Origin of the sequence: Lelliottia nimipressuralis, assembly GCF_004115925.1 — a bacterium.
Classification (GTDB): domain Bacteria; phylum Pseudomonadota; class Gammaproteobacteria; order Enterobacterales; family Enterobacteriaceae; genus Enterobacter; species Enterobacter nimipressuralis.
Genome location: NZ_SDDX01000008.1, coordinates 1 through 15708, shown reverse-complemented (window position 1 = coordinate 15708; position 15708 = coordinate 1). Strand labels below are relative to the sequence as shown.

The following is a 15708-nucleotide window of genomic DNA, read 5'->3' as shown; positions in this document are numbered from 1 at the left end:
CATAAATCATTTACAATAGCCGCTCTCTAGCGAGGGTAAGTGAATAACGCACTGCATCAATCAGCCTTGAAACGCACAGCGGCCTGGACCGCGCTGTTTGCGATCCTGCTGATCGTGGTCGCGCCGCTGATCTCCATTTCGCTGCAAAAAGATCCCATGAGCGCAATGTCGGGGATGCATCATGATATGAGCCAGATGTCGATGGCAGAACATCATGGTGAGTCGCCGCACTCGATGCCTGTCGATCACGCCGAAGCCTGTGGCTATTGTGTGCTAATGGCCCATGTGCCGGGCCTGATGCTGGCGCTGATCGTGCTGTTGTGCGCTGTGCTATTGCGACATCGCGTTAAACCGCTGCGACAGGCGGTGAGCCACTGGCACTTTTTCCCCTGGTTGTATCCTGATACCCGCGCGCCACCGCAGCGGTCAGCTTTTTCCCTTTAAACCATAAAGAATGCGCTTTCGCGCATCGATAACGTTTTGCCTGCAAAAAGGAAAAGTATGACTGTCAGCACGCCACGCGCAGCATGGGGAAACCTGCTGCGACGCCTTCATTTCTATATCGGGTTGTTTGTCGGCCCGTTCATTTTTTTCGCTGCGCTAACGGGGACGCTCTACGTGGCGACACCGCAGCTCGAAAGCATGTTGTACAAACATGCGCTGTTTAGCGATACCGCCGGTGAAGCTCAACCTCTGGCCGAGCAAATTGCAGTCGCGGAGAAAGCCATTGGGGACCAACTTCGTCTGCAGGCCGTGCGACCAGGGCTGATTCCCGGTGAAACTACGCGCGTGATGTTTGCCGACCCGATGCTCGGGCCGTCGGAGAATCGGGCGATTTTTATCGATCCCGTGAGCCTGGAAGTACGCGGCGATATGACGGTCTACGGCACCAGCGGAATTTTGCCGCTGCGCCAGACCATCGACTATCTGCACAGCTCGCTGATGCTGGGGGATATCGGGCGTTTGTACAGTGAGCTGGCCGCGTCCTGGATGTGGATTGCTGCCCTGGGCGGGATTGCGCTGTGGTTTTATACCCGCCCGAAGCGACGTATCAATAACCGGTTCCAGAACCGACGTCGCGTGCATGTCGCGCTCGGCTGGGGTCTGCTGGGGGGAATGTTACTGTTTTCTGCGACCGGGCTTACCTGGTCACAATGGGCGGGTGGCAACGTCGATAAGCTACGTAAAGAGATGAACTGGCTGACGCCGCAGGTCAACACGCAGCTGCGCGGTCCCGCGGCAGAAGTCGATCCTCATGCTGAACATCGCGGCCACCACGATGCGATGATGCCGGATATGGCCATGGATCTGACGCTCTTTGACAGCGTCCTGCATGCGGCCAGGAGCGAGGGAATTGATGCGAACAAGCTGGAAATTCGCCCCGCTAAAATGGCTGAACAGGCCTGGACGGTCACGGAAATCGATCGTGGCTGGCCCACGCAGGTGGATGCGGTTGCCGTTGATCCGCACTCAATGCAGATCCTCGATCGGACGCGTTTCGCTGACTTCCCGCTGATGGCGAAGCTGACCCGCTGGGGCGTGGATTTCCATATGGGGATTTTGTTCGGTCTGGTGAATCAGCTGATCCTGATCGCTTTCGGCGTAGCGCTGTGCGTGTTGATCGCGTGGGGGTATCGGATGTGGTGGATGCGTCGTCCGGTTCAGGCCACCGGCAATCCGGTGCTCACGCTTTGTCAGTGCTGGTTTGCTCTCCCCGCCAGTGGGCGAGGAGTCACGCTCTTTATCGGCGTGATGCTGGGGATCATGATGCCGGTGATGGGCGTCAGTCTGGCATTTTTCGTGCTGATTGACTGGCTGCGCTGGCGCGCGCAATGCCTGTTGACGCTGTCGGAATCCACCAAATAGTGATTAAGGCGTGCTGATGACTACCGCAACGCGGCGGTTTTCAGCGCGCCCCTGAGGTGTTGCATTGCTGGCGACCGGATATTTTTTACCTAAGCCCTGAGTGGTGAGGTTGCTGCGCGGGATATTCGCCCCTTTTGCCCAGGTATCAGCCACGACATTCGCGCGTTTAAGCGAGAGGGATTGGTTGTAACTTTCTTCCCCGTAATTGTCCGTGTGCCCGTCCATGCGTGCATGGACCAGCCCGGTGGCGGCCAGACGTGTCGCCATGGTCTGGATCTGCTGCTCGCTTTCCGGACGCAGCTGATATTCATTCTTGCCGAATAAAATCTTCGCCGACAGGCCGAGGGACCAGTCGCCGTTCGTTTCGTTAAAACCGTAGGATTTCATTGCCGCAATCTGTTCCGGGGTGAATTTCCCCTGAGGTGGTGCCTGGCAGCCTGCCAGAATCGTTGTAGCCAGTAAAACTGGAGCGAGATATCGCCTTAACATAACGTGTTCCTTTTATTACAAAATTATTGTCGGACGCTGGTTTTTCACTTGATACATATTGCGGTCGGCTTGCTCCAGTAATGCCTCTACCGAGGTATTTTCCCACGCCAGAGCGAAGCCAATGCTGAGTGACATGTGTGCCGTATGTCCGTTGTGCAGGTCGTACGGCTGGAGAAACTGCTGCGAAAGCGCAGTGCAAATCTGTTGAACGTCTGCCGCAGAGTGAATGCCATACAGGATCATGGCAAATTCATCGCCGCCCAGACGGTAAGACTGATAACGTTTCCCGCCAAATTCCACCATTCTGCTGGCGACTTCTATCAGCACGCAGTCACCTGCCGCGTGGCCCCAGGTGTCGTTGATCTGCTTGAAGTTATCCCCATCCAGGAACAGCAGGGCGGAATTCATCTGTGCAGAAGCGTCATTCATGAGCGCCGCGATGCTGCTGCGGAATGCAGCGCGGTTCGCCAGCCCGGTGAGCGGATCGTGCATCGCGGTGCGCATCAGCTGTGCGTTCCGGGCCTGCAGCTTGAGCTGCCACTCCTCCATTTCGTCGAGCAGGCTGTTGAAATCCTGCCCAAAACGATGGAACTCTTCGATACGCTCCTCTTCGACGCGGCGCGAGAAATTACGGTTCGTTTTAACGTCATGCACCACGTCGGTGATATTTTGCAGGGCGGTGACGACTCCGTTGTGCAAAGAACGGGTAATGGTCAGCGCCACAAAAGCGGCGAAAAGAATACAGCCGGTCAGCACGGCAAAAGACGTCCAGAGGAAATGGCTGATCAGGCTGTCGCGCGCGGTGATGCGCACCTCACCAATCACCTTGCCGTTATGCACTACGGGCTGCGCGGCAGGGACGGGGAACAACATGCGACTGACCAGCGTGCTCAGGGTGTCGGTATCATCATCAGGGGTCCACGACCAGTAGGCAAAACGCTTCTGATGGATGTCGAGCACCTCGGCAACGGAAAATTGCCCCTGTCTACCCAGTGTGGCAAGCGTTTCATTAGCGGCGGTGGCATCATTAAATACTAATGAGGCTTCCAGGCTTCGGCTCATGGTCGCGCTGGTTAATTCGAGGTTTTTTTGTGCGTATTGTTTTAATGTAACCACTGACGCAATACACAATAATAACCAGATTAGCGTCATGGTAATTACCACGCTAATCATACTGATGCGCCTCAACGTTCTTTTAAACGTCGGCCGTGGCGTTGAAGAAAGTTCCTTATTCATGCTTCTTATTCCGGGCAAGCATTAACACATCCGGATTCACTCTTACGCCACTGCGAGACAGGGCATCCAGATTGACAGAAAATCTCACTGTTTCTTCATTAATTATCAGACAAAAAGCACTGCCAATAACACATTCCAGGTTTTGCTCGGCGATTAATAGTAACGCGCGGCCCTGATAATTCCTGAATAATTCAAGTTGAGCAGCAGGTGACTCGTTTCCAAAATAAACGGCATCGCAGGTGGCATGTAATGCTTCAGACTCATTTTGCACAATCAAGGGTGTGTAGGGTAAAGCAGCAGAGCCGCTGTCACTCAGTACCTGGGCGAAACGAGAAGACGAAAAAATACAGAGTTTAGGCTGGCCAGAAAGCGCAGGCCAACGGGAATAGCTGACGATGCCAGAGACGATCGAACGTACTGACTTCTCTTTTTCTGTCAATGTTGTCGCGAAACTTTGCCCGCTGATAATGCACAGCATGAGTGCCAGAATCAGATGGCACAAAGGGAACGTAAAAAAATGTCTCACCAGAATCCGCCATACCACTCTGGAAATATATATCCTTGAATATTGCAGGAAGAATACCATTGTTTACCTGAGTAGTCATTATGTGGAATATGTTGTGACTTAAGCTAAATCTGAGTTGTAATTGAATGAAATTATTAAGTTATTAAATTAATTAAGTCTCGAGCCGCGCATACCTTCTTCCATACCTTTTTGCCAGGATTTGCGCAGCGGGTCGGCATTTTCTGCCGTATCACAACTGGCTGGGAATATTTTACCGGACAGACCCCACGCATAGACAAAATCTTCGGTGCAGACTTTTTTCTGACCATCAGCATAACCGCGCAGGTATTCACTGCGATCGACGTCAGGATCGTTAAAATTATCCGCGAGAGTTTCGTTACTTTTTATTGATACACCATTCATGGCATCTTCTTTGCCGGCGGTAAACCAGCTGGTGCCGGTCCAGGTGGGCTGGAAGGTATAAGGGTTGATTTGACAGCCTGTCAATAATATCGCCAGCAGCGCGAGAGCAATGGAACGCATAGTGATTCGCCTTTTCTTCTTTTTCTTCAGCATAGCCTGGCAATGAATAATCAGGGTGTAATTTTATCTTTACGAAACAAGCGGATATTTTTTGCCTCAAAATGCCACTTGTAAAGTAATGTTTACGTATTTTGGATTGAAATCTTTACTTTATGTGATATTGTGTGTTCACCTCATCGAGGAAACCACTATCGCAAACGAGCATTACAGGATCGCCATCATGCAAAAAGACGCGCTGAACAACGTACATATTACCGACGAACAGGTTTTGATCACGCCAGATCAGTTGAAGCTGGAATTCCCGCTGAGTTCTGAACAGGAGGCGCAGATTGAGCACTCCCGCCAGACTATCTCTGACATCATTGCCGGTCGCGATCCGCGTCTGCTGGTGGTGTGCGGGCCATGCTCCATTCACGATCCTGAAACTGCGATCGAATATGCTCGTCGATTTAAAGCATTAGCAGAGGAGGTCAGCGATAGCCTCTACCTGGTCATGCGCGTCTATTTTGAAAAACCTCGTACCACCGTTGGCTGGAAGGGGTTAATTAACGATCCACACATGGATGGCTCGTTTGATGTGGAAGCCGGTCTGAAGATTGCGCGTCGTCTGCTGGTAGAACTGGTGAGCATGGGGCTGCCGCTGGCGACAGAAGCACTTGATCCGAACAGCCCGCAATACCTGGGCGATCTGTTTAGCTGGTCCGCGATTGGTGCTCGCACAACAGAATCACAGACTCACCGCGAGATGGCCTCTGGGCTGTCGATGCCGGTTGGTTTTAAAAATGGGACCGACGGTAGCCTTGCGACCGCGATTAACGCCATGCGCGCTGCGGCGATGCCGCACCGTTTTGTCGGCATTAACCAGGCCGGCCAGGTTTGTCTGCTCCAGACCCAGGGCAACCCGGATGGTCACGTTATCCTGCGCGGCGGTAAAGCACCTAACTACAGCCCGGCGGATGTCGCCCAGTGCGAAAAAGAGATGGAACAGGCGGGACTGCGCCCGGCTCTGATGGTAGATTGCAGCCATGGTAATTCCAATAAAGATTACCGTCGCCAGCCTGCGGTAGCGGAATCCGTTGTCGCACAAATTAAAGACGGTAACCGTTCGATTATCGGCCTGATGATTGAGAGTAATATCCACGAGGGTAATCAGTCATCTGAACAACCGCGTAGCGCAATGAAACACGGTGTCTCAGTGACCGACGCCTGCATCAGTTGGGAAGCGACGGATGCGCTGCTGCGTGAGATCCACAAAGATTTGAACGGCCAGCTGGCGACGCGTCTGGCTTAAGAGGTTAGTTATGGTTGCAGAATTGACCGCACTACGCGATCAAATAGATGAGGTGGATAAGGCGCTGCTGGATTTGCTGGCGCGCCGGATGTCACTGGTTGCCGAAGTCGGGGAAGTGAAAAGTAAATACGGCCTGCCGATTTACGTGCCAGAGCGTGAAGCGTCGATGCTCGCCTCCCGGCGTAATGAGGCGCAGCTCATGGGCGTCTCTCCCGACCTGATTGAAGATGTGCTGCGCCGCGTGATGCGTGAATCCTACTCCAGCGAAAACGATAAGGGCTTTAAAACCCTCTGTCCGTCGCTGCGACCGGTGGTGATCGTTGGCGGCGGCGGCCAGATGGGGCGTCTGTTTGAGAAGATGCTGACGCTTTCGGGTTATCAGGTGCGCATTCTTGAAAAAGAGGACTGGGCACGTGCGCCAGAGATGATGGCCGACGCAGGCATGGTTATTGTCAGCGTGCCGATTCATGTAACCGAAGAGATTATCGGCAAACTGCCGTCTCTGCCGGAAGATTGTATTCTGGTGGATCTGGCGTCCGTGAAGAATGGTCCGCTGCAGGCGATGCTGGCGGCCCATAACGGACCGGTACTGGGTTTGCACCCGATGTTCGGCCCGGATAGCGGCAGCCTGGCGAAACAGGTCGTGGTCTACTGCGATGGTCGTCAACCGGAAGCGTACCAGTGGTTCCTGGAACAGATTCAGGTCTGGGGCGCACGTCTGCATCGTATTAGCGCGGTGGAGCACGATCAGAATATGGCGTTCATTCAGGCGCTGCGCCACTTTGCGACCTTTGCCTATGGCCTGCATCTGGCGGAAGAGAACGTCCAGCTGGAGCAGTTGCTGGCGCTCTCCTCGCCAATTTACCGCCTGGAGCTGGCCATGGTTGGGCGTCTGTTTGCGCAGGATCCGCAACTGTATGCTGATATCATTATGTCGTCAGAAAATAATCTGGCGCTGATCAAGCGCTACTACCAGCGGTTTGGTGAAGCGATAGCGTTGCTGGAGCAGGGCGATAAGCAGGCCTTTATCGACAGTTTCCGTAAGGTTGAGCACTGGTTTGGGGATTACGCGAAGCGTTTCCAGAGCGAGAGCCGCACCTTATTGCGCCAGGCGAACGATAGTCGCCAGTAATCTGATGATGTATATACTAAAAGCCAGCACTGCTGGCTTTTTTCATTTTGGGGATTTGTCATGGCTGAACCACAGGTTTTATTCGACTACACCGGGCACTTACCGGAATGCCCGACCTGGAGCGAAAGCGAAAACGCGCTCTATTGGGCCGATATTCTGGAAGGTGAAATTCATCGTTATCACCTCTCTTCGGGTCAACACTCTGTTCTCTCATTTCATGAGGAGGTCGGGTGTTTTGCCTTACGCGAGAAGGGCGGTTTTATCGTCGCGATGCGTAACGCGATCTGGCTGACGGATAAGCACGGCCTGCTCCAGCGAAAAGTCTGCGATAACCCGTCTAATCCTCAACTGGCGCGTTTTAACGACGGCGGCACCGATCATCTCGGGCGTTTTTACGCGGGAACATTCTGGGGACCGGGGGATTACAACGGCGCGATGCTGATGCGCATTGATAACGATCTGACGCCGAAAGTCATTCAGTGTGATATCCACGGGCACAACGGCCTGGCCTTTAGTCCGGACAGGCAGTGGATGATGACCTCAGATACGCCGAACCGCGTGATTTACCGTACACCGCTGGAAGAGGAGGGGGAGCCGGGTGCCCGTGAAGTGTTCCGCCGCTTCGAAAAGGGCGAGGGAATACCGGATGGTGCCGCGATGGATATCGAAGGCTGCTACTGGAGCGCGTTGTTTGATGGCTGGCGTATTGCGCGGTTTTCTCCGCGGGGGGAGCAACTGGAAGAGTATCGCTTGCCGGTGCGCTGTCCGACGATGGTCTGTTTCGGCGGGGATGATATGAAAACCCTGTTTATCACCACCACGCGTGAAAATATGGATCGTGACGAAGTGACGAAATATCCGCTATCGGGCGCCATCTTCACCCTGCCCGTCAGTGTGGCAGGAATGAAGAAAGGCCCGTTTATTGAGCGTTAAACCGGATCGACCGGGACCACGTTCTCGCCCGGATAACAGCCCAGCACTTTCATCGAACGGGTGATTTCGCCCAGTTCGCGCAGGGCTTTCTGCATGGACGCTGATTTGAGGTTGGCCTGGATATCGAGATAAAACATCTCTTCCCACGGATTGCCGTTGATCGGGCGGGATTCCAGTTTGGTCATGATCAGGTTGTGATTACGTAACACCAGCAGGGCTTCAACCAGCGCACCTGCCTGCTGGCCGGTCGCCATCAGCAGAGTGGTTTTCGCCGGAACTTGCTCGGATACATCAATCGCTTTACGTGCCAGCACCACGAAGCGGGTGATGTTCTGGGTCTGGTTAGCCAGGTTGCGCTCCAGTACCTGCAGGCCATACAGCGCGCCACCGGCTTCGCTACCGAGAGCCGCCACGCGCGGAGAGTTGGCCTGCGCCACTTTCTCCATCGCCGCTGAGGTGCTTTCGGTGTACTCAATTTTCCAGTTCGGATAGCGGTTCAGGAACTGGCTGCACTGCTGGAATGGCTGCGGGTGGCTGTATACGGTATCAATTTGATTCAGGTCAGTTGAGCCTGAGACCAGCACGCAGTGATCAATTGGAATGGTCATTTCGCCGACCAGCGACAGGCTGGTGTGCTGAAGCAGATCGTAGACATCATTAATCGCGCCGGAACTGGTGTTCTCAATCGGCACCACGGCGTAGTCTGCCTGACCGGTTTCAACCTGGTTAAAGATATCGGCGAATTTGGCGCAGCCACTCTCGATAAACTCCTCGAAATGGCGGGCGGCATACTGGCGTGCAGCCAGGTGCGAGTAAGAGCCTTTCGGTCCCAGAAATGCGACGCGCGCGGAGTGCGGATTGGTTTTATTCAGATGTTGTTGCAGCAGCGCTTGCTGGGTCAGAACGGAATCTTCAATGATCAACTGGAACAGACGAGTGATGTAGTGTGCATCGAGGTGATGGGCTTTACCCAGCTGGATCAGGCGCTCCAGTAGATCGCGCTCACGGTCAATATCACGTACCGGGCGGTGGGAGTCCAGCTTGGCTTTACCCACTTCTACGGCTAGCGTGCGGCGTTCAGCCAGCAGCGCCAGTAATTTCTCATCCAGCGCGCTGATTTTTACTCGCAGATCCAGTAACGGGTTTTCCGATGTCATAGCGTTGCCTATTTCGTTTATTGTTATCAATAAAAAAGGCCCCCCGGTGTGGGAGGCCTTGTTGTTCGTCTTCGCATTCTTTATCACACGACGAAACGCCTCCCATTCAGGGGAAGGTAAAAAAGAATGCGAAGAAAAACGGGGTGTGGTTCATGAGTTCATCCTGTTGTTGATACCGTTAAAGTACCCGTACTGTTTTGATGCTGTCAATAAAAAACGCGCCCGAAGGCGCGTTGGCGGTACACTCAATTTAAAGGATTACTCTTCTTCAACTTCTTCGGCATAGCTTGCGTCTTTCACCGAGGTGGTGGCGCGACGGGCTTCGCCTTTGTGTTGCACTTTATTGAGCTGCCGTTCCAGCTTGTTGATCAAATCGTTGATAGCGGTGTACATATCTTCGTGTTTAGCGCTGGCGACCAGATGGCCGTTAGGAGTATTGATAGTTGCGTCAGCGGTAAAACCCTGTGGTTCCTTAGACAGAATGATATGCGGGTTAATCAAATGAGTTTGCCATTTATCCAGTTTGGCGAGACGGTCTGCGACGTGCTGGCGAATTGCCGGAGTAATTTCCATTTGTTTACTGGTAATGTTCATTGTCATAAATTTTACCTCTTGTCTTTCCGTCTTGGTGATTCCAGCATACCTGTCCTAATGTCAAAATGTGTGATCTAAATCACGTTATTTTGTCACTTTTTGTCAAGGAAGCTTTTTTGTGAGGAAAGACAGGAACAGGCGATTTTTACCTTGTCGAACTCAGGAATTGCAGCCATAGTTGATAGGATTCGTCGGCATCAAACCGCTTCAGCGGATGGCGAAATGGATAAAAAAACGGCAGCCCTTGGGCTGCCGTTTTACGTTTGGGAACGATCAGGTATTGCTGCTGTTCGCGGCGATAATCTTCGCCACTTTCTCAGCCTGTGCGTTCATCTGCATCTGGCGGTACGCGTTTTCCATCAGCTTCAAACCATCGCGAGTGGCTTGTGTGTCCGGGTAATCACGCAGCATGCCTTCGACGCGGTTAACCACTGCCACCCATGCGCCACGACGCGTATAGTACTCGGCAACGGAGTACTCATACTTGGACAGACGATCTTTCAGGAACACCAGACGCTTGGTGGCATCGGTGATGTACTGACTGTTCGGGTAGCCGCGCACCAGCTTGGAGAAGTCATTGAATGCGTCACGCGCGTGCTGCGGGTCGCGGTCAGAACGATCAACACCGAAGAAACCTTGCAGAGCACTGTCATCCAGAGCCATGTTGGTCAGGCCGCGCATGTACATGACATAATCAATGTTCGGATGAGTCGGGTTCAGACGGATGAAGCGATCGATGGTAGCCTGAGCCAGCGGCAGATCGGCATTTTTGTAGTAGGCGTAGATGAGATCTAATTGTACCTGTTGGGAATACGGACCAAATGGATAACGATTATCCAGCGCTTCCAGTTGCGTTATCGCCTGTTTCCAGTTACCGTCCTGCAGTTTTTGTTGTGCAGTCGCATAGATTTCATTCGGCGGATTGTCAGGGACCTGTTCATTTGAACCGGAGCAGCCCACCAAAGCCAGGCTCAACGTGGCCGCTGCCACCAGATATTTCATGCGCGTCATGACGTTTTGACTTTCCTCAAATGTTTGTCCGGGAGAATCTCTTTCCTGCTCCCGATTAAGACCAGCTACAATAGCACACTATATTATACGGCAAAGCCGTAAAACCCAACGTTAAACGAAGAAGCAGTCTATGGCACAACGAGTAGAACTCACCGCAACAGTCTCCGAAAATCAGCTCGGTCAACGCTTAGATCAAGCTTTGGCCGAAATGTTCCCTGATTATTCGCGTTCACGCATAAAAGAATGGATTCTTGACCAGCGCGTGCTGGTTAACGGCAAAGTATGGGACAAGCCAAAAGAGAAAGTGTTAGGTGGGGAAGCCGTCGCCATCAATGCTGAAATAGAAGAAGAAGTCCGCTTTGAGGCACAAGAGATCCCGTTAGAAATCGTCTATGAAGATGATGACATTCTGGTGATCAACAAACCGCGCGGCCTGGTCGTGCATCCTGGCGCCGGTAATCCTGACGGCACCGTACTGAATGCGCTGCTTCATTATTATCCGCCGATTGTTGACGTTCCGCGTGCGGGCATCGTTCACCGTCTGGATAAAGACACCACCGGTCTGATGGTGGTCGCGAAAACGGTTCCTGCCCAGACGCGTCTGGTGGAATCGCTGCAGCTGCGTGAAATCACCCGTGAATATGAAGCCGTCGCGATTGGTCACATGACATCTGGCGGCACGGTCGAAGAGCCGATCAGCCGTCACCCGACCAAGCGTACCCATATGTCAGTGCATCCGATGGGGAAACCTGCGGTGACGCACTACCGCATTATGGAACATTTCCGCATTCATACGCGTCTGCGTCTGCGTCTGGAAACCGGCCGTACTCACCAGATTCGTGTGCATATGTCGCACATTACTCATCCGCTGGTGGGCGATCAGGTTTACGGTGGTCGTCCGCGTCCGCCGAAAGGCGCGTCGGAAGAATTTATCAGCACTCTGCGTAAATTCGATCGCCAGGCCTTACACGCGACCATGCTGCGTCTCTATCACCCGATCACCGGTATCGAGATGGAATGGCATGCGCCAATTCCTCAGGATATGGTCGAGCTGATTGATGCGATGCGCGCGGACTTTGAAGAACATAAGGATAAAGTGGACTGGTTATGACCAAACTGATTGTCCCGGAGTGGCCAATTCCTGAAGGCGTGGCAGCCTGCAGCTCTACCCGCGTTGGTGGCGTCAGTCACGACGCGTGGGCGTCATTAAATCTTGGCGCCCACTGTGGCGATAACCTGGAACATGTCGAAGAGAACCGCAAGCGTATGTTTGCGGCAGGAAATCTGCCATCAAAACCGGTCTGGCTTGAGCAGGTGCACGGCAAAGATGTGTTGAGGCTGACGGGCGAACCCTATGCTTCAAAACGTGCCGACGCCTCTTACAGTAAGACTCCCGGGACAGTCTGTGCCGTGATGACCGCCGATTGTTTGCCTGTTCTGTTTTGTAACCGCGCGGGTACCGAAGTGGCAGCAGCCCATGCTGGCTGGCGCGGGCTGTGTGCGGGCGTACTTGAAGAGACGGTTGCGTGTTTTGACGATCGTCCGGGCAATATTATTGCCTGGCTCGGTCCGGCGATTGGGCCACAGGCCTTTGAAGTCGGGCCAGAAGTGCGTGACGCCTTTATCGACAAAGACTCGCAGGCCGTCAGTGCGTTTCAGCCGAAAGGGGATAAATACCTGGCTGATATCTATCAGCTTGCCCGCCAGCGGCTTGGCAATGTCGGTGTGACGCAAATCTTTGGTGGCGATCGCTGTACCTTCACCGAAAAGGGTGATTTTTTCTCCTATCGTCGCGACAACACGACAGGTCGTATGGCAAGTTTCATTTGGCTGATATAACCTAACGAATCAAGACGATCCGGAACGCGCTGTTTTCTTTTCGTATAATTCAGGTCATTAACCTTGAATAATTGAGGGATGACCTCATTTAATCTCCAGTAGCAAATTTGACCTGTTATGGGAGGAGTTATGCGTCTGGATCGTCTTACTAATAAATTCCAGCTTGCTCTCGCCGATGCCCAGTCTCTCGCACTGGGGCACGACAACCAATTTATCGAACCTCTTCATTTAATGAGCGCCTTGCTGAATCAGGAAGGGGGATCGGTACGTCCTTTACTCACGTCTGCTGGCATTAATGCTGGCGAGCTGCGCACAGCCGTCGATCAGGCGCTGAGTCGTTTGCCACAGGTGGAAGGCACCGGTGGGGATGTTCAGCCGTCTCAGGATCTGGTGCGCGTGCTGAATCTTTGCGACAAGCTGGCGCAAAAACGTGGGGACAACTTTATCTCGTCAGAACTGTTTGTTCTGGCGGCGCTTGAATCACGCGGTACGCTGACCGATCTGCTGAAATCATCCGGTGCGACAACCGCCAATGTGACTCAGGCGATTGAAAAAATGCGTGGAGGTGAAAGCGTGAACGATCAGGGAGCCGAAGACCAACGTCAGGCTTTGAAAAAATATACGGTCGATCTGACTGAGCGTGCGGAACAAGGCAAGCTCGATCCGGTGATTGGCCGTGACGAAGAAATTCGCCGCACTATTCAGGTATTGCAACGTCGTACAAAAAACAACCCGGTACTGATCGGTGAACCCGGTGTCGGTAAAACCGCCATCGTTGAAGGTCTGGCGCAGCGAATTGTTAACGGCGAAGTGCCGGAAGGACTGAAAGGCCGTCGCGTGCTGGCTCTGGATATGGGGTCGCTGGTGGCCGGGGCGAAATACCGCGGTGAATTCGAAGAGCGTTTAAAAGGCGTGCTTAACGATCTGGCGAAGCAGGAAGGCAATGTCATCCTGTTTATCGACGAACTGCACACCATGGTCGGTGCCGGTAAGGCCGACGGGGCCATGGATGCCGGGAACATGCTTAAACCAGCTCTGGCGCGTGGTGAACTGCACTGCGTCGGTGCGACAACGCTCGATGAGTATCGACAGTACATCGAGAAAGATGCTGCGCTGGAACGTCGATTCCAGAAAGTGTTCGTAGCGGAACCGACGGTGGAAGACACCATTGCTATCTTACGTGGCCTGAAAGAACGGTATGAGCTGCATCACCATGTGCAGATTACTGACCCGGCTATCGTGGCGGCGGCGACACTGTCTCACCGATATATTGCCGACCGACAGCTGCCGGATAAGGCCATCGACCTGATCGATGAGGCGGCGTCCAGCATTCGTATGCAGATTGACTCCAAGCCGGAAGAGTTAGACAGACTCGACCGCAGAATCATTCAGCTCAAGCTTGAACAGCAGGCGCTGAAGAAAGAGTCTGATGAAGCGAGTAAAAAGCGCCTGGATATGCTTAATGAGGAATTGGACGACAAAGAGCGTCAGTATTCTGAATTAGAAGAAGAGTGGAAAGCTGAGAAGGCGTCGCTTTCTGGCACGCAGACGATCAAGGCTGAGCTTGAGCAGGCGAAAATCGCCATTGAGCAGGCGCGTCGCGTGGGCGATTTGGCACGTATGTCTGAGTTGCAGTACGGCAAAATTCCGGAACTGGAAAAACAGCTGGAGATGGCAACCCAGTCTGAAGGCAAAACCATGCGTCTGCTGCGTAATAAAGTAACGGACGTGGAAATTGCCGATGTGCTGGCGCGCTGGACGGGTATTCCGGTTGCTCGCATGCTGGAAGGGGAGCGCGAAAAACTGCTGCGTATGGAGCATGACCTGCACCATCGTGTGATCGGTCAGGATGAAGCCGTCGAAGCCGTATCAAATGCGATTCGTCGTAGCCGTGCGGGCTTATCGGATCCTAATCGCCCGATTGGTTCGTTCCTGTTCCTTGGGCCGACCGGTGTTGGTAAAACCGAGCTGTGTAAGACACTGGCGAACTTTATGTTCGATAGTGACGACGCGATGGTGCGTATTGATATGTCCGAGTTTATGGAGAAACACTCCGTCTCGCGTCTGGTCGGTGCGCCTCCAGGATATGTCGGCTATGAAGAGGGCGGTTACTTAACTGAAGCCGTACGCCGTCGCCCCTATTCCGTCATCTTATTAGATGAAGTGGAAAAAGCGCATCCGGATGTCTTCAACATCTTGTTGCAGGTTCTGGATGATGGACGTCTGACTGACGGGCAGGGAAGAACGGTCGATTTCCGCAACACTGTGGTGATCATGACCTCGAACCTGGGTTCCGATTTGATTCAGGAACGTTTCGGCGAACTGGATTACGGTCATATGAAGGATCTGGTATTGGGCGTGGTTAGCCAGAGCTTCCGTCCGGAATTCATTAACCGTATAGATGAAGTTGTTGTGTTCCACCCTCTGGGGGAAAAACACATTGCGTCTATTGCCCAGATTCAGTTGCAGCGTTTGTATAAACGTCTTGAGGATCGTGGCTATGAAATCCACATCTCTGACGACGCGCTGAAGCTGCTGAGTGCAAATGGTTACGATCCGGTTTACGGGGCGCGTCCTCTGAAACGTGCTATCCAGCAGCAGATCGAAAACCCGCTGGCGCAGCAAATCCTTTCCGGGGAGCTTGTCCCAGGGAAAGTGATTCGTCTCGAAGTCAACGAAGACAAAATTGTGGCAGTGCAGTAAGTCACAAAACTTCAGAAACGAGCCTTGCGGGGCTCGTTTTTGTTTAAAAACCAGGCGAGACTTAGCGTTAAAGGTTCGATTTGCCTGGAAAGTGAGCAGTCAGTCATTATTTTCTGATTTAGACTTGCAGCCTCAGAATAACTCCCTATAATGCGCCTCCACTGACACGGAACAACGGCACGCAAGCCGCCGGGACAGCAGGGGTTCAGCGATGAACGCCGACAGCGAAAAGCGAAATTAAACGCTTGACTCTGAATGAGGAAAACGTATTATACGGGACCTCGCAACGGTGAGCGAAAGCCGCGTTGCACTGCTCTTTAACAATTTATCAGACAATCTGTGTGGGCACTCAAAGTGACATGGATTCTAAACGTCGAAAGACGCTAAATGAATACCAAAGTCTCTGAGT

The 15708-nt window shown here is 53.0% G+C and carries 16 protein-coding genes and 1 other annotated feature; of the genes, 8 read left to right on the top strand and 8 right to left on the bottom strand.

The genetic code is table 11. The annotated features are described in order from the left end of the window. Nucleotides 1–39 precede the first annotated feature (39 nt). Together ETG88_RS06440 and ETG88_RS06435 are read left to right on the top strand one after the other, a co-directional pair. The gene (locus tag ETG88_RS06440; protein WP_129034985.1) at nt 40–444 is read left to right on the top strand and encodes a DUF2946 domain-containing protein; all 405 of its coding nucleotides are present in this window, start codon (nt 40–42) and stop codon (nt 442–444) included. Nucleotides 445–501: 57 nt separating this feature from the next. After that, nucleotides 502–1866: a PepSY-associated TM helix domain-containing protein gene (locus ETG88_RS06435; RefSeq protein WP_129034984.1), complete on the top strand. Its 1365-nt coding sequence runs from the start codon at nt 502–504 to the stop codon at nt 1864–1866. A gap of 3 nt (nt 1867–1869) precedes the next feature. Here the strand turns inward: ETG88_RS06435 and ETG88_RS06430 are convergent, their stop codons facing one another. The 4 genes from ETG88_RS06430 to ETG88_RS06415 form a co-directional block, all read right to left on the bottom strand. Further along, a complete protein-coding gene (locus ETG88_RS06430; protein WP_123428856.1) occupies nt 1870–2355 on the bottom strand; it encodes an OmpA family protein in 486 nt (161 codons plus the stop codon). Between the two features lie 15 nt (nt 2356–2370). Continuing rightward, a complete protein-coding gene (dgcN, locus tag ETG88_RS06425; RefSeq protein WP_123428857.1) occupies nt 2371–3591 on the bottom strand; it encodes a diguanylate cyclase DgcN/YfiN in 1221 nt (406 codons plus the stop codon). Further along, entirely contained in the window at nt 3584–4069 is a 486-nt protein-coding gene (gene yfiR, locus ETG88_RS06420; protein WP_181826677.1) for a regulatory sequestration protein YfiR, read from the bottom strand. Before yfiR ends, dgcN begins: the two co-directional genes overlap by 8 nt. A 195-nt stretch (nt 4070–4264) precedes the next feature. Beyond that, the gene (locus ETG88_RS06415; protein ID WP_129035183.1) at nt 4265–4639 is read right to left on the bottom strand and encodes a DUF2799 domain-containing protein; all 375 of its coding nucleotides are present in this window, start codon (nt 4637–4639) and stop codon (nt 4265–4267) included. Nucleotides 4640–4859: 220 nt separating this feature from the next. On the opposite strand from ETG88_RS06415, the gene aroF reads away from it, so the two are divergent. From aroF to ETG88_RS06400, 3 genes are read left to right on the top strand one after another with little or no spacing between them, the layout of a single operon-like run. Next, entirely contained in the window at nt 4860–5930 is a 1071-nt protein-coding gene (aroF, locus tag ETG88_RS06410) for a 3-deoxy-7-phosphoheptulonate synthase AroF (RefSeq protein WP_102105365.1), read from the top strand. A 10-nt stretch (nt 5931–5940) separates the two neighbouring features. Continuing rightward, nucleotides 5941–7062 carry a bifunctional chorismate mutase/prephenate dehydrogenase gene (gene tyrA, locus ETG88_RS06405; protein ID WP_129034982.1) on the top strand — a complete coding sequence of 374 codons (1122 nt, stop codon included), beginning with the start codon at nt 5941–5943 and terminating at the stop codon, nt 7060–7062. A 60-nt stretch (nt 7063–7122) separates the two neighbouring features. Beyond that, a complete protein-coding gene (locus tag ETG88_RS06400) occupies nt 7123–7995 on the top strand; it encodes an SMP-30/gluconolactonase/LRE family protein (protein ID WP_129034981.1) in 873 nt (290 codons plus the stop codon). Here ETG88_RS06400 and pheA read toward each other — a convergent pair. From pheA to bamD, 4 genes are all read right to left on the bottom strand, one after another. After that, nucleotides 7992–9152 carry a bifunctional chorismate mutase/prephenate dehydratase gene (gene pheA / locus ETG88_RS06395; protein ID WP_102105362.1) on the bottom strand — a complete coding sequence of 387 codons (1161 nt, stop codon included), beginning with the start codon at nt 9150–9152 and terminating at the stop codon, nt 7992–7994. The two genes, ETG88_RS06400 and pheA, sit on opposite strands and share 4 nt — an antisense overlap. A 29-nt stretch (nt 9153–9181) precedes the next feature. Then, nucleotides 9182–9307 (bottom strand) — a sequence feature (Phe leader region). Continuing rightward, nucleotides 9259–9306, bottom strand: a complete 48-nt coding sequence (gene pheL / locus ETG88_RS06390) for a pheA operon leader peptide PheL (RefSeq protein WP_102105455.1) — start codon at nt 9304–9306, stop codon at nt 9259–9261. (Overlaps the previous feature by 48 nt.) A 103-nt stretch (nt 9308–9410) precedes the next feature. Then, nucleotides 9411–9752 carry a ribosome-associated translation inhibitor RaiA gene (gene raiA, locus ETG88_RS06385; RefSeq protein WP_095282963.1) on the bottom strand — a complete coding sequence of 114 codons (342 nt, stop codon included), beginning with the start codon at nt 9750–9752 and terminating at the stop codon, nt 9411–9413. A 267-nt stretch (nt 9753–10019) separates the two neighbouring features. After that, nucleotides 10020–10757, bottom strand: a complete 738-nt coding sequence (gene bamD / locus ETG88_RS06380; protein ID WP_100779259.1) for an outer membrane protein assembly factor BamD — start codon at nt 10755–10757, stop codon at nt 10020–10022. 130 nt (nt 10758–10887) lie between these two features. Between bamD and rluD the strand changes: the two genes are divergently transcribed. The 3 genes from rluD to clpB all read left to right on the top strand — a co-directional run bounded on the left by rluD (nt 10888) and on the right by clpB (nt 15299). Beyond that, nucleotides 10888–11868, top strand: a complete 981-nt coding sequence (gene rluD / locus ETG88_RS06370) for a 23S rRNA pseudouridine(1911/1915/1917) synthase RluD (RefSeq protein WP_102105361.1) — start codon at nt 10888–10890, stop codon at nt 11866–11868. Further along, on the top strand, nt 11865–12596 hold the full coding sequence (gene yfiH / locus ETG88_RS06365; protein ID WP_129034980.1) for a purine nucleoside phosphorylase YfiH: 732 nt from the start codon (nt 11865–11867) through the stop codon (nt 12594–12596). Before rluD ends, yfiH begins: the two co-directional genes overlap by 4 nt. A 129-nt stretch (nt 12597–12725) precedes the next feature. Continuing rightward, a complete protein-coding gene (clpB, locus tag ETG88_RS06360) occupies nt 12726–15299 on the top strand; it encodes an ATP-dependent chaperone ClpB (RefSeq protein ID WP_100779262.1) in 2574 nt (857 codons plus the stop codon). Nucleotides 15300–15708 lie beyond the last annotated feature (409 nt).